The sequence below is a fragment of the Faecalibacterium sp. An122 genome (genome assembly GCF_002160895.1).
Taxonomy (GTDB): domain Bacteria; phylum Bacillota; class Clostridia; order Oscillospirales; family Ruminococcaceae; genus Faecalibacterium.
The window spans coordinates 43,217-64,424 of the sequence record NZ_NFLL01000015.1; the positions used below are offsets into that span (position 1 = coordinate 43,217).

Annotated in this window: 16 protein-coding genes; 12 read left to right on the forward strand and 4 right to left on the reverse strand. The window is 61.9% G+C overall.

Annotated features, from left to right (window positions below; translation table 11 throughout):
* Window positions 1-80: 80 nt before the first annotated feature.
* The gene (locus tag B5E67_RS10050) at window positions 81-1,034 is read right to left on the reverse strand and encodes a pyruvate kinase (protein WP_087385106.1); all 954 of its coding nucleotides are present in this window, start codon (window positions 1,032-1,034) and stop codon (window positions 81-83) included.
* Window positions 1,035-1,325: 291 nt separating this feature from the next.
* Between B5E67_RS10050 and B5E67_RS10055 the strand changes: the two genes are divergently transcribed.
* From B5E67_RS10055 to B5E67_RS10065, 3 genes are all read left to right on the forward strand, one after another.
* On the forward strand, window positions 1,326-1,949 hold the full coding sequence (locus B5E67_RS10055; RefSeq protein WP_204246546.1) for a hypothetical protein: 624 nt from the start codon (window positions 1,326-1,328) through the stop codon (window positions 1,947-1,949).
* A gap of 115 nt (window positions 1,950-2,064) precedes the next feature.
* Window positions 2,065-2,631, forward strand: coding sequence for a chromate transporter (locus B5E67_RS10060; protein ID WP_087385108.1), 567 nt, complete (start codon window positions 2,065-2,067; stop codon window positions 2,629-2,631).
* Window positions 2,628-3,191, forward strand: a complete 564-nt coding sequence (locus B5E67_RS10065; RefSeq protein WP_087385109.1) for a chromate transporter — start codon at window positions 2,628-2,630, stop codon at window positions 3,189-3,191. Before B5E67_RS10060 ends, B5E67_RS10065 begins: the two co-directional genes overlap by 4 nt.
* Before the next feature lie 146 nt (window positions 3,192-3,337).
* Here the strand turns inward: B5E67_RS10065 and B5E67_RS10070 are convergent, their stop codons facing one another.
* Entirely contained in the window at window positions 3,338-4,165 is an 828-nt protein-coding gene (locus tag B5E67_RS10070) for a MerR family transcriptional regulator (protein ID WP_087385111.1), read from the reverse strand.
* Between the two features lie 161 nt (window positions 4,166-4,326).
* Here B5E67_RS10070 and B5E67_RS10075 point away from each other — a divergent pair, with 161 nt between their 5' ends.
* Together B5E67_RS10075 and B5E67_RS10080 are read left to right on the forward strand one after the other, a co-directional pair.
* Window positions 4,327-6,321, forward strand: coding sequence for an FAD-dependent oxidoreductase (locus B5E67_RS10075; RefSeq protein ID WP_087385113.1), 1,995 nt, complete (start codon window positions 4,327-4,329; stop codon window positions 6,319-6,321).
* A gap of 159 nt (window positions 6,322-6,480) precedes the next feature.
* The gene (locus B5E67_RS10080) at window positions 6,481-8,997 is read left to right on the forward strand and encodes an excinuclease ABC subunit UvrA (RefSeq protein WP_087385115.1); all 2,517 of its coding nucleotides are present in this window, start codon (window positions 6,481-6,483) and stop codon (window positions 8,995-8,997) included.
* 50 nt (window positions 8,998-9,047) lie between these two features.
* Here the strand turns inward: B5E67_RS10080 and B5E67_RS10085 are convergent, their stop codons facing one another.
* Window positions 9,048-9,803, reverse strand: coding sequence for an HAD family hydrolase (locus B5E67_RS10085; protein WP_087385117.1), 756 nt, complete (start codon window positions 9,801-9,803; stop codon window positions 9,048-9,050).
* A gap of 69 nt (window positions 9,804-9,872) precedes the next feature.
* On the reverse strand, window positions 9,873-13,574 hold the full coding sequence (locus tag B5E67_RS10095) for a suppressor of fused domain protein (RefSeq protein ID WP_204246547.1): 3,702 nt from the start codon (window positions 13,572-13,574) through the stop codon (window positions 9,873-9,875).
* Between the two features lie 352 nt (window positions 13,575-13,926).
* On the opposite strand from B5E67_RS10095, the gene B5E67_RS10100 reads away from it, so the two are divergent.
* The 7 genes from B5E67_RS10100 (at window position 13,927) to B5E67_RS10130 (ending at window position 20,829) form a co-directional block, all read left to right on the forward strand.
* On the forward strand, window positions 13,927-14,244 hold the full coding sequence (locus tag B5E67_RS10100; protein WP_087365483.1) for an L-rhamnose mutarotase: 318 nt from the start codon (window positions 13,927-13,929) through the stop codon (window positions 14,242-14,244).
* A gap of 393 nt (window positions 14,245-14,637) precedes the next feature.
* Window positions 14,638-17,340, forward strand: coding sequence for a valine--tRNA ligase (locus B5E67_RS10105; RefSeq protein ID WP_087365485.1), 2,703 nt, complete (start codon window positions 14,638-14,640; stop codon window positions 17,338-17,340).
* Between the two features lie 9 nt (window positions 17,341-17,349).
* A complete protein-coding gene (locus B5E67_RS10110) occupies window positions 17,350-17,862 on the forward strand; it encodes a VanZ family protein (protein ID WP_087385119.1) in 513 nt (170 codons plus the stop codon).
* A gap of 98 nt (window positions 17,863-17,960) precedes the next feature.
* Window positions 17,961-19,253 (forward strand): folylpolyglutamate synthase, encoded by a 1,293-nt coding sequence (locus B5E67_RS10115; RefSeq protein WP_087385121.1) that lies wholly within the window; start codon window positions 17,961-17,963, stop codon window positions 19,251-19,253.
* Window positions 19,254-19,348: 95 nt separating this feature from the next.
* Window positions 19,349-19,690 carry an STAS domain-containing protein gene (locus B5E67_RS10120; RefSeq protein ID WP_087249478.1) on the forward strand — a complete coding sequence of 114 codons (342 nt, stop codon included), beginning with the start codon at window positions 19,349-19,351 and terminating at the stop codon, window positions 19,688-19,690.
* Complete coding sequence (spoIIAB, locus tag B5E67_RS10125; RefSeq protein ID WP_087249476.1) at window positions 19,687-20,130, forward strand: anti-sigma F factor; 444 nt, start codon at window positions 19,687-19,689, stop codon at window positions 20,128-20,130. The genes B5E67_RS10120 and spoIIAB overlap by 4 nt, the downstream gene beginning before the upstream one ends.
* 24 nt (window positions 20,131-20,154) lie before the next feature.
* Complete coding sequence (locus B5E67_RS10130) at window positions 20,155-20,829, forward strand: sigma-70 family RNA polymerase sigma factor (RefSeq protein ID WP_087249474.1); 675 nt, start codon at window positions 20,155-20,157, stop codon at window positions 20,827-20,829.
* Window positions 20,830-21,208 lie beyond the last annotated feature (379 nt).

Below are 21,208 nucleotides of genomic sequence, written 5' to 3' on the forward strand. Positions count from 1 at the left end.
ATTTCTGGTCCCGGCCGTTTGATGTTGTAGAGCAGAGGAAGGAATACACGCTGTGTTCTCCGGCTTGTCCACCGGAAAACTCAGAGCGCGGTGCGGGCGGTCCGGACCAGATACTGCATGGCCTCCACCGGGCAGCGGCCTGCTGCGGTTTCGCCGGTGAGCATCAGGCTGGACGCCCCGTCCAGAACGGCGTTGTAGATGTCGCAGACCTCGGCGCGGGTGGGCACCGCCCGGGCACACATGCTGTCCAGCAGCTGGGTCACCACCATAAAGGGGACTCCGGCCTGGCGGCAGGCAGCGGCCAGCCGCTTTTGACAGGCGGGCAGCTCCCAGAGAGGCATGGCGTTGCCCAGGTCCCCGCGGGCAATCACGATGTGGTCGGCCAGGGGCAGCAGCTCGGGCAGCGCCCGGACGCCGGCCATGTTTTCAATTTTGGCAAAAATGCGGATTTTTTCGCCGCCGACCTGGTTCAAAGCCTGGCGCAGGGTTTGCAGGTCCTCGGCGCCGCGGACAAAAGGCAGCATCACCCCCGTCACTCCGCAGGAGACAGCCATGTCCAGATTCTGGAGGTCCTCGGCGGTGAGGGTGGGGGAATGGATTTCCAATCCCGGCGCGGCAATGCTCTTGCGGCTTTCCAGCAGCCCGCCCCGCAGGACAGTACAGTGCAGAGTGCCGCCGGACACGGCGTCCACCCGGGCCAGCAGCCGGCCGTCGTCCAGCAGAAGTTCCTGGCCCGGCGCCGCCTCCTCCACCAGAGCGGCAGGGCAGGGAATCCCCTGAGCCCCCAGCAGAAGGGGACCGTCCGCCTTCAAAAAGACCGGCTCGGTCAGGCGACCGATTCGCAGTTCAGGGCCCTGGAGATCAATCAGCAGCTCGGGGATGCCTGCCCGGTGAATCAGTTCCAGCCAGTCGGCATGCTCGGCCAGAGAGCCATGGGAGAGGTTCATCCGAATGCCGGTCATGCCGGCTTCGACCATATTCTGCAGGGTGTCAGAATCGGCGCAGGCCGGGCCGATGGTGCCGTAATATTCCAAAAAATCCCTCTTTTCGGTTGATGATGGATGGATTTGGTTTGAACTGCCCACAGGGGGCCGAGCCGAAGTGAATCCGGACAGGGCCGTTTTTGGGCGGGCTTTCGCCTAAATTTCATTATAGCCTAGAAGGGGACAGACTGCAAGGGCGGGGCAAGGAGTCGGTTGCAAATTTGTGCGTACTGTACAGAGGCGCGGGTTTCTGGTATTATGAAAGGGACATCAACCGACCGGAGCCAACCAGGCACGGCAGCAAGACGCACGGCGGACCCCGCCGGAAAGGAGCAAACCAAAATGAAACAGCAGATTGTTCTGTCACCCGAATCGTTTGCCGCTGTCCACACCGCTGTGGATAAAGCATCGGAGGACGGCGTACCAGTTTTGCGGGTGGTGAAACGGGAGAAAATCCACCTCTATGACCAGAACACTTACGCAAAGCTCAAGGAGCTTTCGTTCCACAACGGTGTAATTGAGGTAAAGATGAAGAGCCGGCTTTTGCCGGACGCCCCCGACTTTGCCCGTGGATTCATCGGGATTGTCTACCGGGCCAACCAGGCGGATGCCGAGTTTGAATCATTTTACGTCCGGCCCACCAATGGCCGCGGCTGCACCGACCCCGTCCGCAAAGCCCATGGATGCCAGTATTTTTCCTATCCGGGGTATACCTTCGACTATTTCCGGGAGTTTGGCATCACCGCCTATGAGGCGCCGGTGGAGGTGGCCCTGAATGAATGGTTCATCCTCAGGGCGGTGATACAGGACAGCACCGCGTCGTTTTATCTGGACGGGGCAGAGGAGCCGGTGCTGGTGGTTCGGGATATGAAGCATGGCAGCGGGCAGCACGGCGCAGTGGGGATTTTTGTGGATATCGGCACCGAGGCCCTCATCGCAGAAATGACGGTGACCTGTACCGACTGATCCGTCCCAAAACACCAGAGGCAAAGAACGTCGTATTTTGGGGGTTGTCCGCCCGGGCCGGGATGATTATAATGGGTCTGCTGATATACAAACCTATGGTCAAAAGGAGGACGGCATGAAGGATCGGGTCAAAGTGCTCACCAAGCTGTTTGTTTCCACCCTCTACCTGAGCGCATTTACCTTTGGGGGCGGGTATGTCATCGTTACCCTGATGAAGAAAAAGTTTGTGGACGAATACCACTGGATCGAGGAGGATGAAATGTTGGATCTGGTGGCCATCGCCCAGTCGGCCCCGGGGCCCATTGCGGTGAATGGCGCCATTGTGGTGGGCTACAAGCTGGATGGAATGCTGGGGGCTCTGGTGGCCATTGTGGCCACCATCATCCCGCCCTTTGTCATCATCTCGGCGGTGTCGGTCTTTTATGATCTGTTCCGCACCAATTTCATCATCGGCCAGATGCTGGAAGGAATGCAGGCCGGCGTGGGCGCGGTGATTGCCTCGGTGGTATGGGAGATGGGGGCCGACGTGGTCAAGAGCAAAAATACATCTTCCGTCCTGATTATGATGGCCGCTTTTGCCGCCACCTGTTTCTTTGAAGTGAATGTGGTGATTGTGGTTCTGGTCTGCGCCCTGCTGGGCGTGGTGCGGACGTTGCTCAGCCGGAAGGAGGGGTCCAAATGATTCTGCTGCAGCTGTTTTGGAGCTTTCTGCAAATCGGGGCCTTCAGCTTTGGCGGAGGATACGCCGCCGTCCCACTGATTCAAAGCCAGATTGTGGACCAGCACGCCTGGCTGGCCATGTCGGAGTTCACCGACCTCATCACCATTTCCCAGATGACCCCCGGCCCCATCGCCATCAATGCAGCCACCTTTGTGGGCATCAAAATCGCCGGAATTCCCGGCGCGCTGGCGGCCACCTTTGGCTGCATTCTGCCCTCCTGCATCATCGTCATCCTGATTGCCCGGTTGTACCTCAAATACCGCAGTCTGGATCTGCTGCAGGGGGTGCTGGCCTCCCTGCGCCCGGCGGTGGTGGCTATGATTGCCGCCGCGGGAATTTCGATTCTGATTTCTGCCTTTTGGGGCTCGGGAGCGGTGATCCGTCTGGCGAGCACCAACTGGGTCCTGGTGGTTATATTTGGGATCAGCGTTTTCCTTCTCCAAAAGGGCAAGATGAACGCCATTGTGGTTATGGTGCTGGCGGGCGTTTTGAAACTGGCGGCGGCGCTGGCAGGATTTTAAGCCAGGCCGCTCGGGGCGCATCAGTCCCTGAAAGAGTCCCGGCAGGATTTTTCCATCCATGACCTGAGAGAGCTGAATCTCTATAAAAAGAACGCCCCTGCGCTGAACAACAAGGCGCAGGGGCGTTTGTTTTGCTATACAAAAATTCAGGGCTCCTCCACCGGGACACGGAGGATACAATAGGACTGGCGGATGTGGTTCTGCAAAGTGTAGCTGACTATTTCCTTGAGGATGATGCGGCCGGGAATTAGGTTCAGATGGCGGATGTGCTCCAGAGCCCGGGCGTACTGCTGATTGTGCTCCTCCTGGGCCGTTTCGCGGTGGACCGGATAGGAAAGATACTGCTCAAAAACCCGGCCGGCGGGCAGCAGGACGGCGGGAGGCTCGGGCATAAGCCCCGCGGCCTCGACTTTGTCCGCCGGGACCGAGAATCCCCACTCGGGCTGCCAGTGATTTTGCTGGTCCAGCGTTACCCGCTGAGCTGAATGCACCACCGGCATGGCCTCCACCCAGCGGTCCAGCTGGGTGTATGTGCCGGCGTCGTTGACGAATTGCTGTTCCAGGGTGTGGGGCAGAAACCATACAGGCGGCACGGTGCGGATATGCCATTCCCCGGCCTGGCACAACTTGAGGTCTGCCCTCATGTTTTGTAGGGCTTCCAGGATCAGCTGCTTTTGCTTCAGCTCGTCGGTCAGGGCCTGCTGGTGGATCTGGAGCATCTGCTCCAGGTCGGCGGCGGTGCTGTCGGTGACGATCTTGTGGCTTTCCTTCACAGAGAAACCCATGTTTTTCATCCGCTTGCACTCCAGAATGACGCTGGCGTCCCACAAATTGTAAAAGCGGTAGTGGTTTTCCTGGGTGTCGGGCTTCAAGATGCCGGTTTCTTCATAGTATTTCAGGAAGTGGGGCGACACACCCATCCGTTTGGCGAATTCGCCGATCCGGTATTTGGGAGAATGTGACTCAGAATGCATGTTTTCCTCCTGACTGCGCGCAAAAGGTGACAAGGCTCTTGACCTGCGGGTTGCTGTCAAGTGTACAATAAAGGGCAAGTGGATGGTTAAGGAAGTAACAAACCGTCCGGGCCTGGATCACAGGCCGAACAGGAAACACGAAAAACGAAGGAGCAACAACTATGGAAAAGATTTCCCGCAAGGGCTTTCTGCGGGCGACGGCTGCCGCCGCCATGAGCGCAGCCACCGTCGGCGCTCTGGCCGCCTGCACCAATGACAAGGGCGCAGCTTCCTCTGCCGCCGGCAATGCCGGCATCTACACCCCCGGCACCTACTCGGCCACCGAGACCGGCACCAGCGCCGTGACGGTGACCATGACCTTCAGCGACAGCGCCATCACCGAGGTAAAGGTGGATACCTCCAAGGAGACCATCCAGCTGGCGGTGGATTCGGCCGAGCAGTTCCAGGAGGCCCTGATGGCCGCCCAGAGCTCCGAGATTGACACCGTGTCGGGCGCCACCATCACCTCCAACGCCGTCAAGAAAGCGGCCGCCAGCTGCATCGAGCAGGCCATGGGCCTGGCCACCGAGGAAGAGGAAACGCCGGTGGTGGACGACGGCACTCCCGCCTGGCTGGGCCATGAGCCGGAGATCGCCGACAGCGATATCGTCGAGACCCTGGACACCGAGGTCCTGGTGGTGGGCGGCGGCACCGGCGGCCTGTTCGCGGCCTGCAGCGCAGGGGAGAACGGCGCCAAGACCCTGGTCATCGACAAGCTGACCTCGGGCGGCGTTCGGGACGACCTGGGCGCCATCGACAGCCGCTACCAGAAGGAATGGGGCACCAAGATCGACAAGTTTGATTACATCACCGAGATGACCAAGATTGCAGCGGGCCGCCTGGACCAGCGCCTGGTCAAGCTGTGGGCCGAGGAGTCGGGCGAGGCCATCGACTGGTACGGCGACCGTCTGGCCGAGCGCGGCGTCGAGCTGTGGCATGAGGCCGGCGGCGACGACGAGGGTTCCCGGTACGTCCACTTTGCCACCGGTCACTCGCCCCGCTGGGCCGGCAGCGACGACGGCGAGGGGAACGAGCTGGACGGCGCCAAAGTCCTGACCGACTACGCCAAGACCCTGGGCGTGGAATTCCGCTACAACACCCCCATGGTCAAGCTGACCAAGGAGGATGGCCGGGTCACCGGCGTCATCGCCCAGAATGAGGACGGGGACTACGTCCGCATCAACGCATCCAAGGGCGTCATCGTCTGCACCGGCGGCTACTCCATGAACTATGAGATGATGGATGCCCTGCAGCCCCAGAACCTGGCCATTGTGGGCCGCAACGGTTCCATTCCCGGCTGCACCGGCGACGGCATCAAGGCCTGCATCTGGGCCGGCGGCAAGTTCGACGAGACCCACAGCATGATGATGTTTGACCGTGCAGCCCTCAAGCCGGACGCTGTGCCCGGCCGCGCCCAGACCGAGGGCGGCGAGAGCGGCTTCTTCTGGATGGGCAGCCAGCCCTTCCTGAAGGTCAACTCCAAGGGTGAGCGGTTCTTCAACGAGTCGGGCACCTATGAGGGCATCCTCCACGCCGACGAGTTCAACGAGGATCACTGCCATTATACCATTTTTGACTCCGATTGGACAACCTATATCCAGTCCTTCAAGACCCACGGCTGCAGCCGTATGTTTGCCTTCCCCAACGGCGCAGACCCCAACATGACCTATCAGGTGGTGGAAGGGATGCTGCCCGGCCTGATCGAGGACGGCTTCCTGTTCAAGTGCGACACCATCGCCGAGCTGGCCGAAAAGCTGGGCCTGCCTGCCGATACCCTGGAGGCCACCGTGGAGCGCTACAATGAGCTGTACGACAAGGGCGTGGACGAGGACTTCGGCAAGGAGTCCTTCCGCCTGAGCGCCGTCCGCAAGGCCCCCTTCTACGGTGCAAAGAACACCGGCTACATCCTCTGCACCATGGACGGCATCCAGATCGACCAGAACATGAACGCTGTGGATACCAACAACCAGCCCATTCCCGGCCTGTACGTGGTGGGCAATGACTCGGGCGCCTACTTCTCGGGCACCTATCCCAACCTGTCCACCGGCGCCGCCTGCGGCCGCACCGTGACCTTTGGCCGCCGGGCAGGCCGGATCGCCGCCACCAGCGGCATCTGATCCGCCCCGCCGGCCCCGGACTGAATTTTTGCAGAGAAACCTTCTTTCATAAAACCGCACAGCACGGAAATGAGCCTTTGCACGGGCTGGTTTCCGTGCTGTTTTTATGGGGCAAAGTCTGCTATAATAGGGTCGATACAGGATAAGGGAGGCTGGAAGATGGCAGATCATATTGAGATACGGGGCGCGCGGGTCCACAACCTGAAAAACATCGACCTGGACATTCCTCTGGGCAAGCTGGTGGGGATTGCGGGGGTGTCCGGCTCGGGCAAATCCTCGCTGGCGCTGGGGATTTTGTATGCGGAGGGGTCCCGCCGCTATCTGGAAGCTCTGTCGGCCTACACCCGGCGGAGACTGGTCCAGGCGGCGGAGGCCAACATCGACTCCATTGAATCCATCCCGGCGGCGCTGGCCCTCCATCAGCGGCCTGCGGTGCCGGGCATCCGGAGCACCTTCGGCACCTCCACCGAACTGCTCAACCCGCTGCGGCTGATGTTCTCCCGCCTGGGGAGCCATTGCTGCCCAAACGGCCATCGGGTGCCGCCCTCTCTGAATGTGGCGGCGGGCCGGCCGCTGGTCTGCCCGGTGTGCGGGGTGTCCTTTGACGGCCCCAGCGCCGAGAGTTTTTCTTTCAACAGCGAGGGCGCCTGCAAGCGGTGCGGGGGAACCGGCGTGGTGCGGACGGTGGATGAGTCCACCCTGGTGCCGGACGAATCCCTCACCATCGATGAGGGGGCGGTGGCTCCCTGGAATTCCCTCATGTGGTCCTTGATGACCGATGTCTGCCGGGAGATGGGGGTCCGCACCGACGTGCCTTTCTCCCAGCTGACCGCGCAGGAGCGGGAGACTGTGTTTCACGGCCCGGCGGAGAAAAAACACATCTTCTACCGGCCCAAGAACGGCGCATCGGCGGGGGAGTTGGACTTCACCTATTTCAACGCAGTCTATACGGTGGAAAACGCCCTGGCCAAGGTGAAGGATGACAAGGGCATGAAGCGGGTGGAACGGTTCCTGAAACAATCCGACTGTCCCGACTGCGGCGGGACCCGGCTGAGCGAACAGGCCCGGTCCAGCCTGCTCTGCGGCAAAAATCTGGCCGAGGTCACCGCCATGACCCTGGACGAGCTGATCCCTTGGGTGGAGGCAGTGCCGGCGGCCATGCCCCAGACCATGCAGGAGATGGCAGGGAGCATCTGCCGCCAGTTCCTCCACACCGCCCAGCGGCTGATGGAACTGGGACTGGGGTATCTGTCCCTGGACCGGGCGGGCGCCACCCTGTCCACCGGCGAGCGGCAGCGGGTCCAGCTGGCCCGTGCGGTGCGCAACCGCACCACCGGAGTGCTGTATGTGCTGGATGAGCCCTCCATCGGCCTGCACCCCTCCAATGTGGACGGTCTGCTGGGGGTGGTGAAGGACCTGATCGACCACGGAAATTCGGTGGTTCTGGTGGACCACGACGTCCGGGTCCTGAAAGCCGCCGACTGGGTCATTGAGATGGGCCCCGGCGCCGGGGAATACGGCGGTCGGGTTCTGGCCCAGGGAACCGTGGAGCAGGTGGGCAGCACGCCGGGGTCCCTGATTGCCGGTTTTCTGAACGGGCAGGAAAAATCCACGGCCCGGGTGCGGGCATCTGCGGAAGAAATGTTCGATCAGGGGCATATCCGGCTGTCCACCCGGCCCCTTCATACCGTCCAGGCGCTGGATTTGGACCTGCCCAAAGGGCGGCTGATTGCGGTGACGGGAGTGTCCGGATCAGGCAAGACCACCCTGATTCTGGAGAGCCTGATCCCTGCCCTGAAAGCGAAGACCGCCGGCCAGCCTCTGCCCGGTCATGTGGGAGCCGCAGAGGCCCCCGGCGTCCAGCGGATCGACCTCATCGACGCCACCCCCATCGGGGTGAATGTGCGGTCCACCGTGGCCACCTACAGTGGAGTGCTGGATGATCTGCGTCGTCTGTTTGCCGCCGCGCCCGAGGCAAAGGCCCGGGGGTACAAGGCAGGGGATTTCTCCTATAACACCGGTTCCCTCCGGTGCCCCGGCTGCGACGGCACCGGTCAGATCACCATGGACGTCCAGTTTTTGCCGGATGTGGAGATCGTCTGCCCCGACTGCGGCGGCCGCCGCTACGGAAAAGCCGCCTCTGCGGTCCGCTGCCGTCCCAAGAAAGCGGCCGGGGACGACCCCGGCGTCTCTTTGCCCGAATTGATGGGAATGACGGTGAAGCAGGCCCTGGAGCGGCTGGCGGGCCACAAAAAGGTGACAGACAAGCTGCAGGTACTGGACGATCTGGGCCTGGGCTATCTGACCCTGGGAGAAGCGACGCCGGCCCTGTCGGGCGGCGAGGCCCAGCGGCTCAAGCTGGCCGCCGAGATGGGCAAAGCCCAGGGCGACGCCGTGTTTGTCTTTGATGAACCCACCATCGGCCTGCATCCCCTGGATGTGCGGGTGCTGCTGGGGGTGTTCCAGCGGCTGATTGAGGCGGGGGCCACGGTGGTTGTCATTGAACACGATCTGGATATGATTTTGAACGCCGACTACGTGGTGGATATGGGCCCCGGCGGCGGAAAGGCTGGCGGGCGGATTGTGGCTGCCGGCACACCCGAACAGGTGGCCCAAAAACCGGCCAGCCGCACCGGTCAGTATCTGAAAGACTGCCTCCGTCTGGAAAACGCATAAGAAAAAGCTGCCCGATGCAGGTCACCGGGCAGCTTTTTTGTCTGGAAGTGTTACGGCTGGGCTTCACCCGACAGCAGTGCGCCCATCTGGGCCATGTCCATGGCGAGCATCACAAAATCGGCGTCGGGCAGGGGCTCCTTGGGGGAGATATTGGAGCGGACGTATAGGGTGGCCAGCCCTGCGGCTTTGGCCCCCGCGATGTCGCAGGCGGCGTCATTGCCGGTCATGATGGAGCGGGCAGGGTCCAGATGGTGCTCTTTCAGCGGCAGCTCAAAGAAACGGAGATCGGGCTTTTTGCAGCCGCAGGACGAGGAGAGATACACCGCGTCAAAGACCTTGTCCAGCCCCAGGGCCCGCATCTCGTAGGCGGTAAAGATGGCCTGGGCGTTGGACAGCAGGTAGAGCTTGGCGCCCCTTTCCCGCAGCATCCGGAGCATCTCCAGGGTGCCGTCGTACAGACGGAGGTACTCGGTGGTCATGGCGCGGAAGAATTGGCCGGCATGAACGGCCAGGTCTTTGCTGACGTTGGCGCCTTTTTCGGTGAAAAGCGCCAGAAAAACCTCCTCGATCTCGATTTCGGGGAAGGCCTCGTGGCTGTCCCGGCGCAGGCCGCGGCAGTTGGCGGTCCGCTCTTGGGTCAGACGGTTGTAGGCGGTCTGCAGCTCGTCGGGGGTGTAAACCGCGCCGTAATAGCTGTAGAATCGGGCCAGAGCCGCCCAGGCCTCGGGCTTGTCCTCGTCGGTGTGGATGTCCACCAGGGTTCCGTACAGGTCGAAAATGTAATTTTCATAGGGGAGTGCGCGCATACAATCAATAACCTCCTGCACCTCAAGATTCACACATCGAAAAAATGGTAGCACACCGCCCGGAAAATGTCAATTTGAGGAGCCGGAAAGGGCGGCATCCGATGCGATTTCCTGCGCCCAGCGGTCCCACCGGCTCTGGATCACCTGAGCCATGGCCTGGTAGTAGGCCTCGTCGTAGGGGACAAAGAGATAGGCCTCGTTCTGGAACTCCTCCGACACATAGCGCTCGGGGCCGAAATAATCTAGGGCGTGGGCGTCGATGTCCTCGGGATAGCTGGGGTCCTCGCCGGCGTAATAGAACGCGCTGAAGGCCGCCCCCTCGGGGCTGAAGAAGTTCAACAGCAGCTGTCCGGCCAGCTTGTCCCGGATGAAGCCGCGCAGATCGGTGTGGGCGGGGTCCTCCCGGAGGCGGTGGATGACGGCGGCGTAGTCCTCGGCGAAAACGGTGGACATCAAGCCGTGTTCGATGCACCAGCGCAGGTAGATGGCCATGTGATTGAATACGGCGACTTCATCCACCAAAAGAGCCTTTTCATGAATGCTTTCCAGGTGCATCTGGGCGTCGTCCAGGACCGGATGATCCCAGGCGGGAGGATCGACGGTGGTGGCGTCGGGCCGGGCGGGGTCCACCACAAAGCTGACCCAGTCCATCCGGTTCAGCAGGGTGTCGGCGTCGTGGGCCAGTTTGTAGTTCAGCTCGCTGCGGTAGAGGGGAATCACCTGATAGAAATTCACCGTTTCGCCGCCGGGCAGAGTGCACCGTTCCTGACCGTCCTCCAGCTGGGGCGGGGCGACCAGAATGGCGGCGCACAGGTCGGTGCCGGGGGCAAAGGGCTCCTGATTGTCGGTGGTGTGGCCCCAGCCCAGCCAGGTATCCTCCGAGATTGGCAGCCGGGCCAGGGATTTCAGCAGCCGCACCGGCCAGTACCACCGCTCCTCCCGAAGGGAGGCGGGGTCCAGTTTCCACTCCGGGGGCAGGCAGATGGCCAGCTCGGCCCGTTCCAGATGGTAGGCGGCCAGCTCCCGGGGAATGTTCATCCGGTAGGCGCCCATCCCCATGGTGACCAGGGTCCAGTAGGGCCGGTCCTCGGTGGGGGGCACCATGCACAGGTCGATGTGAATATCGGGGGACTCGGCCTCGTGGAGCACGTTCTCAAAGGCGCCGAAGCTGGCGGCGATGTGGTTCTCCACCGCCCGCATCTGTTCCTCGGTGTAGCAGAGGGGAGCGGTGTCCGGCTCGCTGTCCTTTTCGCTGTCAGGGCGGGCGGTCAGGTTGCCGTCGTTGTCCAGCCATACCTGGAAATAGGGAGCGTCCTTGCGGTTGGTCTTGTAAATCAGGCTCACCTGCCGGCCCAGACTGAACAGAACCCGCTGCAGGGTGCCGGTCTCGTCCAGGGAGGCCTGCCGGGTCAGCCAGCGGCCGCTGTCCAGACGCTGTTTCTGGGTCCGCAGCCATGCAGGGTCCAGCTTGGAGAGGGCGGCCTCGTTCATGGCAAACACCAGCTCCACCGGGTGGCCCTTGACCGGGTAATGGAAGCTGCAATAGGGCGCGTCCTTTTCGTAGTCGTCGGGGTCGGGCCGGAAGATGGCGTGGAACTGGGCCAGACCCTTGGGGTTGGTGGTGATGCAGGAGATGGAGCGGAGCTTTTCGTCGGCTTCCGCGTCGGTGCCTTCCTGCAGAACGCCGTCGGCGCCGGGGTCGATCCAGTGATACTCCATCTGTTCCAGGCTGGCCCCGGTCTGGATTTCCTCCCGCAGGGTCAGGAACTCGTAATCTCCAGGCACCCGTTCCAGGCCCTGGCGGACGGCTTCCAGCGCACCGGCTTTGTCTCCGAAGTGGGCCCGCAGCTTGGCCGCTTGAAGCCAGGTCCAGGGGTAGTCGGGTTCCTCCCGCAGGCCGGCCTCGGCGTACTGGCGGGCCTCCTCCAGGCGGCCGCAATAGGTCAGGGCACAGGAATAGCGGTAGTACCAGGTGCCGCAGCCGGCGGCGTTGACTTCAGAGGCGGGCATCCACTGGGCTGCCCGGTAATAGTATTCGTATTCGCCGATGTTGTTGCAGGCGTAGGCGTACCAGAGGGCGATCTGCAAGTCCTGCTCCGCCTGCCGCTGGGTGAACCGTCCGGCCTCAATGCCATCCTGGATGAAATCCTGCAGGTAGCCCAGCATCTTGTAAAAATAGCCGGTGGTGGACTCACAGCAGGCTTCCAGTGCCTGGATGTCCTGGCGGCTCAGGAGAGAGCCGGTCTCGGGGTCCAGGGCGGAGCCGTCGTCCCGGGTGAACAGGCGGATGGTGGAGACGTTCCGCCGGAAGCTGTGGAAGTTGGCCCAGGCGGGGTTGCTGGACGCAAAGAAAGCTTTGGCAGCGTCCAGAACGGCGGGCAGATCCCAGGCCACAAAGTCCAGATACCCGCAGTGGATGCCCACTGCGTCTCCGGTCAGGGTCAAGGCGTCGGGGCCGGCCTGTTGGGTCAGGGCTTCTTTCAGAGCGTCCCGGAACTCGAAAAACTGCCGGGTGCGCTCATCGGGCTGGGCGCTGTCCAGAGGCCAGCAGAAAAAGCCGGCGGCGATGCCCTGACGGTGATAGTCGTCCATCGCACGGTCGTCCTCTTCCAGATAGCCCATCAGGAGGGGCGGGCAGTTGGTGGAGCCGGCGATCACATCCCTCCGCCAGTCGGCGTCGGGGTCCGGTTCAGGGTCAAAGTGATAGCTGCTGTAGCCTTCGATGCAGGTCTTGGGGTCGGGGGAGAGGTCCAGGCCCATCTCCTGCAGGGCGGCGGGCAGCTGGTCCAGAGAGACGGCTGCCCCATCCATGGGGGCGTCCACCACCTGGAAGGAGCCCACCAGCCGGATGCTGGCCACTTCGCCCAGAATCTGGTCGGTGAGGACCGAGAGCATCCACCAGGCGTGGTTTTCGTCCTGCTGCAGCAGGGGCAGAAGTTTTTCGCAGTAGAGGGTCAGGCCCACGCTTGGGTCGCCGTCCTCGCCCAGCTGCTCCACCCAGACCTGAACCTCTGCCGGGGCAATCTCCCAGCTCTCCGAGACCATCACAAAGCCGGGTTCCGGCTGGCGGCCCGCCAGAATTTCCCACCGGTCCAGAACTTCGGCGGGCGCGTGGCGCTTGAAATAATCCACGGCGAACAGCCGGGGGCGGCTGCCCTCGGGGGTGAGCATCAACAAATACTTTTCCTGGGTGCGGCCCAGGGCGAACTGGGTGTTCTCCAGAGCAGGGGCGAGAAGCTCCCCGCACAGGGCCACGGCCTGGCGGCTGCTTTCTTCGTCTCCGGCGTCCAGGAGACGGCGCAGCTGCTCCTCACCCTGGGCAAAAGCTGCCCAGGCGGCTGCCGTCCGCTCCCGGAAGGTCTTCTGGAACCGGGGCAGGGCCAGACGGCTGCGGCAGTCCTGCATGAAGCTCTGAATGTCCGCGGCCGTGTTGACGTCGGGGCTGTCGCCGGGGTGGAGCTCCAGGGCGCGGGTGAAATACCGCAGGGCCGGGCCCTCCTCGTCCAGATAATAGTAGGCGTAGCCCAGCCGGAAATTCCAGCTGTAAGTGTCCTGCAGCGCATCGGCATGCGCCTCCATCAGCCGGATGGCCCGGCGGAGCAGGGCCTGGCCTTCGGGGGTCTGGGGATCGGCCAGGTTGTTGCAGGCCCGGGCCAGCTCCATGTCGGTGGCGGCGGTCCGTTCCTCCGGGGGCAGGGCTTCGAGGGCATCGAAAATCTTCTGGTGTTGATCATGGGTGTGCCAGATCTGGCATTGTTCCAGCAAAGTCATGGGGTGCCTCCTTGGTGTCCAATAGAAAAAAGCCCGCAGAAAGTCCGCCGCGGCCCGGCGGGGGCGCGGTGATCTGGGGCTTGAAGGGTACAGAAAATCAGTGCAGCGGTTTCAGGTTTGTGCATAGGAGTCCTCGTGGGTTGAAACCAAATCCGGGAATACCCCCATTGTAGCACAGATGACCCGAAACCGGAACGAGTTTGTTGTACTTTTTGCAGAAGAAATTGAACTTTTTCCATCTATTGTGCCCTTTGGGCCCGGAACGTTTTACATCCGGGGGAAAGTGTGGTATCTTTACGGGGAAAACGGCGGCGGGCCGCCGCCCCAACACTGCACAGCGGAGGTATGCGAGATGGAACACATGGCATGGAAAGGCCGGATCAAGCCCGGCTGCAAAGAGGAATACCAGCGCCGTCACCAGGAGATCTGGCCCGAGATGGTGGAGGTGCTGAAAGCGGCGGGCATCTGCAATTACAGCATCTTCTATGTGAACGATGAGCTGTTCGGCTATTATGAGTGCGAAAAGGGCGTGGCCTACGCCGAAAAGGTTCAGGCCGAGAGCCCGGTGGTGGACCGGTGGAACGAGTACATGAAGGATATTCTGGAGCTGGAGATGGACCCGGTCACCGGCGCCCAGCCCAAGCTGGAACAGGTGTTCCGTCTGGACTGAGACGGCCCCGTCCCGCTCTGGGAAAGGTTTGTGAAACTGCACAGGGAGCGGGTTTGCGTATTGACAAACCGTCCAAAAACCGCTATATTTATTTTCAACTAAATGCGATGAGGGAGAGTGCGCGCTGCATCCACCCTTCCAGAGAGCCGGGCCAGGTGAAAGCCGGCAGGGCAGGGCGGCGCGCTGTCACTCCGGAGCAGGAGCGGTGAAAGGCAAGCGCCCTGTCAGCCGCCCCCGGCCTGCCCCACGTTACCGGGGCGTCAAGAGGCGTGCGGCCCCGAGGGCCGGACGCAATTTGGGTGGTACCGCGGCTCGAAATGTTCAGCCGTCCCATGGAATTTCCGTGGGGCGGCTTTTTTGTCCCCCACCGACACAGACAGGAGGATTTTGCCCATGAAGGAACTCGCAAAGCAATACGATCCCAGCCAGGTGGAGGACCGAATCTACCAGTTCTGGCAGGACGGCGGCTATTTCCACACCAAGGCCGACCCCGACAAGAAGCCCTATACCATTGTGATGCCGCCCCCCAACGTCACCGGCCAGCTGCACATGGGTCACGCCGTGGACAACACCATGCAGGATATCCTGATCCGCACCAAGCGGATGCAGGGCTATGCTGCCCTGTGGGTGCCCGGCACCGACCACGCATCCATCGCCACCGAGGCCAAGGTGGTGGAGGCCATGGCCAAGGAAGGCCTGACCAAAGAGGACCTGGGCCGCGACGGTTTCCTGGAGCGGGCCTGGGACTGGAAAAACCGCTACGGCAGCCGCATTGTCAGCCAGCTGAAGAAGCTGGGCAGCAGCTGCGACTGGCAGCGGGAGCGCTTCACCATGGACGACGGCTGCTCGGAGGCTGTGCGCGAGGTCTTTGTCCGGCTGTACAACGAGGGTCTGATCTACCGCGGCAACCGGATGGTCAACTGGTGCCCCCACTGCAACACCTCCATTTCGGACGCCGAGGTGGAGTACACCGAGCAGGACGGCCATTTCTGGCACCTGCTGTATCCGGTCAAGGAGACCGGCGAGATGCTGGAGCTGGCCACCACCCGTCCCGAGACCATGCTGGGCGATACCGCCGTGGCCATCAACCCCGAAGATCCCCGCTATGCCCATCTCCACGGCTGCCATGTGGTGCTGCCCCTGCTGAACAAGGAGATTCCCATTGTCTGCGACGAGCACGCCGACATGACCAAGGGCACCGGCGTGGTGAAGATCACCCCCGCCCACGACCCCAACGACTTTGAGGTGGGCCTGCGTCACAGCCTGCCCATTGTGCGGGTGTTCACCTACGACGGCCATATGACCGGCGCCGCCGACAAGGCCGCCGCCGACGCCCTCTTTGCCGCCGGCAAGAACACCGTCAACGAGCCCCGGGTGCTGGACTGCGGCAAGTACGCCGGCATGACCACCATGGAGGCCCGCAAGGCCATCCTGGCCGACCTGGAGGCCGGCGGATACCTGAAAGAGGTGGAGCCCCTGCGCCATGAGGTGGGCACCTGCTACCGCTGCCACACCACCATTGAGCCCATGGTCTCCAAGCAGTGGTTTGTCCGGATGGAGCCCCTGGCCAAGCCGGCCATCGAGTCGGTGGAGAAGGGCGAGATCCGCTTTGTCCCCGAGCGCTTCACCAAGAACTATATGAACTGGATGAAGAACACCCGTGACTGGTGCATCAGCCGCCAGCTGTGGTGGGGCCATCAGATTCCCGCATGGTACTGCGACGAGTGCGGCGAGACCATCGTGGCCAAGGAAGCGCCTGCAGCCTGCCCCAAGTGCGGCTGCACCCACCTGACCCGGGACCCCGACACCCTGGACACCTGGTTCTCCTCGGCCCTGTGGCCCTTCAGCACCCTGGGCTGGCCGGAGGAAACCGAGGACCTGAAGTATTTCTATCCCACCGACACCCTGGTCACCGGCTATGACATCATTGGCTTCTGGGTCAGCCGTATGATCTTCTCGGGCCTGGCCTATACCGGCAAGGCACCCTTCCACACCGTCTGCATCCACGGCATTGTCCGCGACAGCCAGGGCCGCAAGATGTCCAAGAGCCTGGGCAACGGCATCGATCCGCTGGAGGTCATCGCCCAGTACGGCGCCGACGCCCTGCGGTTCATGCTGGTGGACGGCTCCACCCCCGGCAACGACATGCGCTACAGCGAGAAGAAGGTGGAGGCTGCCCGCAACTTTGCCAACAAGCTGTGGAACGCCACCCGCTTTGTCCTGATGAACCTGCCGGAGGACTTTACCCCCGGTCTGCCCGACGCCAGCCTGCTGGATATGAGCGACCGCTGGGTCCTGACCAAGCTGGGCCAGGTGGCCAGCGCCATGACCGACAACATCGACCACTACGAGCTGGGTCTGGCTGCCGCCAAGATCAACAGCTTTATCTGGGATGTCTACTGCGACTGGTTCATCGAGATCGCCAAGCCCCGCCTGAACTCGGGCGACGCCGTCCAGGCGGATACGGCCCGCCGGGTGCTGGTCCACGTCCTGAGCGAGGCCCTCAAGCTGCTGCATCCCTTCATGCCCTTCATCACCGAGGAGCTGTATCAGGCTCTGCCCGGCAGCGCCGAGACCATCATGACCGCTGCCTGGCCTGTGGCCAACCCTGAGTTCAGCTGGCCCGAGGAGGAAGAGGCCTTTGAAAAGGTGATGGACTATATCAAGGCGGTCCGCACCATGCGCACTGAGATGAACGTCCATCCCGCCAAGCGGACCCGCATGGTCATCGAGACGGCCGACCCGACCCCCTTCCAGAAGGCGGAAATCTACCTGGCTAAGTTTGCCTTTGCCACCGAGGTGTCCTTCACCGACAAGTACACCGGCAGCACCGACGGCATGGTCCAGGTGTCCACCCACGCCGCCCGCGGCTTCATCCCCATGATGGAACTGATCGACCGCGACAAGGAGCTGGCCCGCCTGAACAAGGAGAAGGCCAAGGCCGAAAAGGAAATGGCCATGTTCAAGAACCAGCTGGCCAACCCCAAATTCATCGAAAAGGCCCCTGCCGCACTGGTGGAGGAAACCCGCGCCAAGTATGCCCGCAGCCAGGACAAGCTGGCCAACATCGAGCAGAGCATCCAGGCGCTGGGCTAAAGGAGGTATATGAACAGCAAACGCTACGGATGGGTATGGACAGGGATCAAGGTGATATTGCTTGCGGCCCTGGTGGGAACGATTTGGTTTATCTTTTCCAACTCGATGAAAACCGCCAGCGTCTCCTCCAGCGCCAGCGGCACGGTGCTGTCTTTTCTGCAGAAGGTTCTGCGCCGGCTGGGACATCCCGGTCTGGCGGCCCGCCTGACCGACCATATGGTCCGCAAGGCAGCCCACTTCTGCGAATATATGATGGAGGGATTTTTCCTGCTGCTGGTAACGCGGATCCTGGCAGGCCGTCACAGATGCCTGCTGCCGTATCTCAGCTGGCCGGCGCTGTTCGGCGTGCTGACCGCCCTGACCGATGAAACCATCCAGCTGTTCTATGATGGACGGGGCAGCCTGGTCACCGATGTCTGGATTGACTTTTCCGGCGTGGTGATGGGCATGATCTGCGGCCTGCTGTTCCTGGGCCTGTGGCATCTGCTGTTTGGACGCCGCAGGGACGATACTGAATTTTAAACAAAGATCTGAAACGCCTGAATCTCCAAACGCAAGATATTGGAAATTTGGGCGTTTCAGCCGTTTGGGGGAACTCCCCGACAGAAAGGAATCGAACGATGCGCACCATCCAATCCATCCGGGAGGCGGACGAATTCTTCGCCTCTCTGCCCGACGGGTTTGACTCGCCCCAGGACTTTGCCGCCGCGCTGCCTGCCGGGGCGGACCCGGCGGTCCAGTATATCCCGGTCGCCGGGACGGCGGGCAAGACGGCGGTGGCCTCCCTCACGGCAGGCATCCTGACGGGTGCAGGCTTCCGCACCGGTCTGTACACTGCGGGGGCCGAGCCCCTGTCCTCCCGCATCCTGGTGGACGGCCAGCCTCTGGACGGCGCTGCAGCCGAGGCCTATACCGAGGCGGCAGACCGGATTCTGGAGGGGACGCTGCTGTCCCGCCCGGCGGCGGAACTGGCGGCAGCCTGCAGCTGCTTCGGGGCGGCGGGTTGTGCCTTTGCGGTGGTGGAGACGGCAGACGGCGCTCTGGCGTCGGCTCTGCCCCAGGTGCCTGCCTGCGCCGTGACCCACATTGGCCCCGACGGCACCGGCCGCACCATCGAGCGTCTGGCCCACGATGCAGCCGCCGTCATGCGGAAGGGGACGGTCTGCGTGACCGCTCCCGGCCAGCCCAAGCCGGCCCTGACCGAAATCATTGTGGCCGCAGGCAAGGCGGACTGTGAACTGGTGGTCCCCGATGAGGAGGACATCACCTTCCCCGACGACGACAGGCCCACCGCCCGGGTGGATTACGGCGGATACGACGTGCCCCCGGCCTTTATGGGGTACCACGCCGCCTGCAACGCCGCTGTGGCGGTGGAATTGGCCCTGGCCCTCTGGCGCAAAGGCCACGACATCCAGGATGACGCCATTCTGGGCGCCATGGCTGCCGCCAAAAACCGCAGCAGCATCCGGATTGTTTCCCGGGACCCGCTGGTGATTCTGGACGCCTGCCGGACGCCCCAGCAGGCCGCCGCACTGCTGCGTGTGCTCCAGATGGCCAAGATCCGGCATCTGAATGCCGTCATCGGCCTGCGAAGCCAGGAAGGGGCAGAGGACTTCTTTGCCACCCTGGAAAACGGTCTGCTGACCGACGACCAGAAAAAGGACAAGGAAAAGATGCCCGGCATGGGGGAGGAAGGGCCCATTGACCGCCTTTACCTCACCGCTCCGGCGGGGTCGGAGCCGGCTCTGGCGAACACCCTGACCAATCTGGCCCGGTTCCACTTTGAAGCCCAGGCCTGCGCCAGCCTGGAAGAGGCTCTGGAGGCTGCCCGCGCTGCCGGCGGCCGCGGCATTGTGATCTGCGGCAGCCAGGAGCTGGCCCTAGAGGCTGAGCGCCTGCTGGAAAGCCGCTGATCCCCTCGACACGCTTCCCTAAAATTTCAAAGGCATATCCCGTACACTAGATGCATAGTGTACGGGATTTTTTGTTGTAAGGAGTGTGAGACGCGATGGCAAATGTGCGGTTCAGCATGGCAGGGGACACCCTGTATGCGTATCTTGCCGGAGAGATCGACCACGACGCGGCCCAGTCTCTGCGGCTGGAGATTGACGACGCCATGGTCTGCCATACACCCCATATCCTGGTGATGGATTTCAGCGGGGTGGGTTTTATGGATTCCTCGGGCGTGGGCCTGATTTTGGGCCGGCAGCGCCGGGCCCAGGCTCTGGGCGGGCGGATTCGGGTCCAGCATGCGCCCCGGCAGCTGCGCCGGGTGCTGGATCTGGCCCGGATTCCCTGCAGCGACCCGGAACAAACCCTCAGCAGTGAAGAAGGAGGACATCAGGTATGAAAGCGGAAAACAGTACCCGCATCCAGTTCGATTCCCTCAGCGTCAACGAGGCCTATGCGCGGGGCGCCGTGGCGGCCTTTCTGGCCCGATATGACCCGACGGTGCCCCAGCTGGCCGACATCAAGACCGCTGTCTCGGAGGCGGTGACCAACTGCATCGTGCATGCGTATCCGGACCGAGTGGGACAGATTGTTCTGACGGTGGCAGTCTATCCCGACCGCCGGATCAAAATTACCGTGGCGGACAAGGGGATAGGGATTGCGGACGTGGCACAGGCCATGGAGCCGCTGTTCACCACCGGCGACCCCGAGGAACGCTCGGGCCTGGGGTTTGCCGTCATGCAGAGCTTTATGGATGGGGTGCGGGTGACCTCCCATCCGGCCCGGGGAACCCGGGTGGTGATGACCAAACGGCTGGCCGCCAAGAGCTCCGATACATAATCTATAAAGAGAGGCGGCAGTTTTATGGTATCGGACAAGACCCGGCGGAGTGTATTTATTGAGAACAATCTGGGGCTGGTGCATGCGTGTGCCGGCCGTTTTCGCGGCCGCGGCATCGAGTACGATGACCTGTACAGCGCGGGCTGTATGGGATTGGTGAAAGCCTGCGACGGCTTTGATGAAACCCGGGGCGTGTGCTTTTCCACCTATGCAGTGCCGGTCATCCTGGGAGAAATCAAGAAACTGTTCCGGGACGGCGGTACGGTCAAGGTCAGCCGCTCCATTAAGGAACTGGGACTGCGGATCAGTGCGGCCCGGGAACGCCATATGAAACTGTATGGCGCAGAGATGACGGTAGGGCAATTGGCGGAGGAACTGGGAGAGGCTCCCGAAGCGATTGCTTTGGCCATTCGGGCTTCTATGCCGGCTATGAGTCTCACGCCGGAAGGAGACGACGGCGATGAGCGGCAGCTGGATATTCCGGTGGCTTCTCCCGAAGAAGAACTGGCGGACAAAATCAGCCTGGAGGAAGTGCTGGAGAGCCTGCCTGCATCGGACCAGGCTTTGATTCGGCTTCGTTTTTATGGGAACCGAACCCAAAGCGATACGGCAAAACTGCTGCATACCACCCAGGTACAGGTTTCCCGGCGGGAGCGAAAGATCCTCCAAATGATGCGAACGAAACTTTTGGAGGGATAATGCAAAAAAGTTCTTGCAATTTGGGAGAATTTGTGGTAAAATTTACCTCACAGCGAACAGAAAGGCTTGCTGGCTGCAGAAAATGGAAAAAATTAGGGGAAAACCCTTGACAAATATCCGGGTCTGTAGTAATATATGTGAGCGCCCTGACGGGGCGGCCCACAAAGCGAAAAGAACTGAAAAACACTTCGAAAAAAGTGCTTGACAAGTTCGAAACGCTGTGGTAAAATAAACAGGTCGCCAGCCGATAGGCTGACGGGCAGGACCTTGAAAATTGAACAATATCGAATACTTGTAACGGAACCTTTAAAGTGTTGGAAACACTTAAAATTCCAAAAAGTAATTCATACAGGACGCAAGCGATTGCGTGCTGAGGATT

Coding starts and splice junctions, on each gene's coding strand:
- B5E67_RS10055 (WP_204246546.1), top strand. CDS start 1,326: ATGAAACAGCAGATTGTTCTGTCACCCGAATCGTTTGCCGCTGTCCAC.
- B5E67_RS10060 (WP_087385108.1), top strand. CDS start 2,065: ATGAAGGATCGGGTCAAAGTGCTCACCAAGCTGTTTGTTTCCACCCTC.
- B5E67_RS10065 (WP_087385109.1), top strand. CDS start 2,628: ATGATTCTGCTGCAGCTGTTTTGGAGCTTTCTGCAAATCGGGGCCTTC.
- B5E67_RS10070 (WP_087385111.1), bottom strand. CDS start 4,165: ATGCATTCTGAGTCACATTCTCCCAAATACCGGATCGGCGAATTCGCC.
- B5E67_RS10075 (WP_087385113.1), top strand. CDS start 4,327: ATGGAAAAGATTTCCCGCAAGGGCTTTCTGCGGGCGACGGCTGCCGCC.
- B5E67_RS10080 (WP_087385115.1), top strand. CDS start 6,481: ATGGCAGATCATATTGAGATACGGGGCGCGCGGGTCCACAACCTGAAA.
- B5E67_RS10085 (WP_087385117.1), bottom strand. CDS start 9,803: ATGCGCGCACTCCCCTATGAAAATTACATTTTCGACCTGTACGGAACC.
- B5E67_RS10095 (WP_204246547.1), bottom strand. CDS start 13,574: ATGACTTTGCTGGAACAATGCCAGATCTGGCACACCCATGATCAACAC.
- B5E67_RS10100 (WP_087365483.1), top strand. CDS start 13,927: ATGGAACACATGGCATGGAAAGGCCGGATCAAGCCCGGCTGCAAAGAG.
- B5E67_RS10105 (WP_087365485.1), top strand. CDS start 14,638: ATGAAGGAACTCGCAAAGCAATACGATCCCAGCCAGGTGGAGGACCGA.
- B5E67_RS10110 (WP_087385119.1), top strand. CDS start 17,350: ATGAACAGCAAACGCTACGGATGGGTATGGACAGGGATCAAGGTGATA.
- B5E67_RS10115 (WP_087385121.1), top strand. CDS start 17,961: ATGCGCACCATCCAATCCATCCGGGAGGCGGACGAATTCTTCGCCTCT.
- B5E67_RS10120 (WP_087249478.1), top strand. CDS start 19,349: ATGGCAAATGTGCGGTTCAGCATGGCAGGGGACACCCTGTATGCGTAT.
- spoIIAB (WP_087249476.1), top strand. CDS start 19,687: ATGAAAGCGGAAAACAGTACCCGCATCCAGTTCGATTCCCTCAGCGTC.
- B5E67_RS10130 (WP_087249474.1), top strand. CDS start 20,155: ATGGTATCGGACAAGACCCGGCGGAGTGTATTTATTGAGAACAATCTG.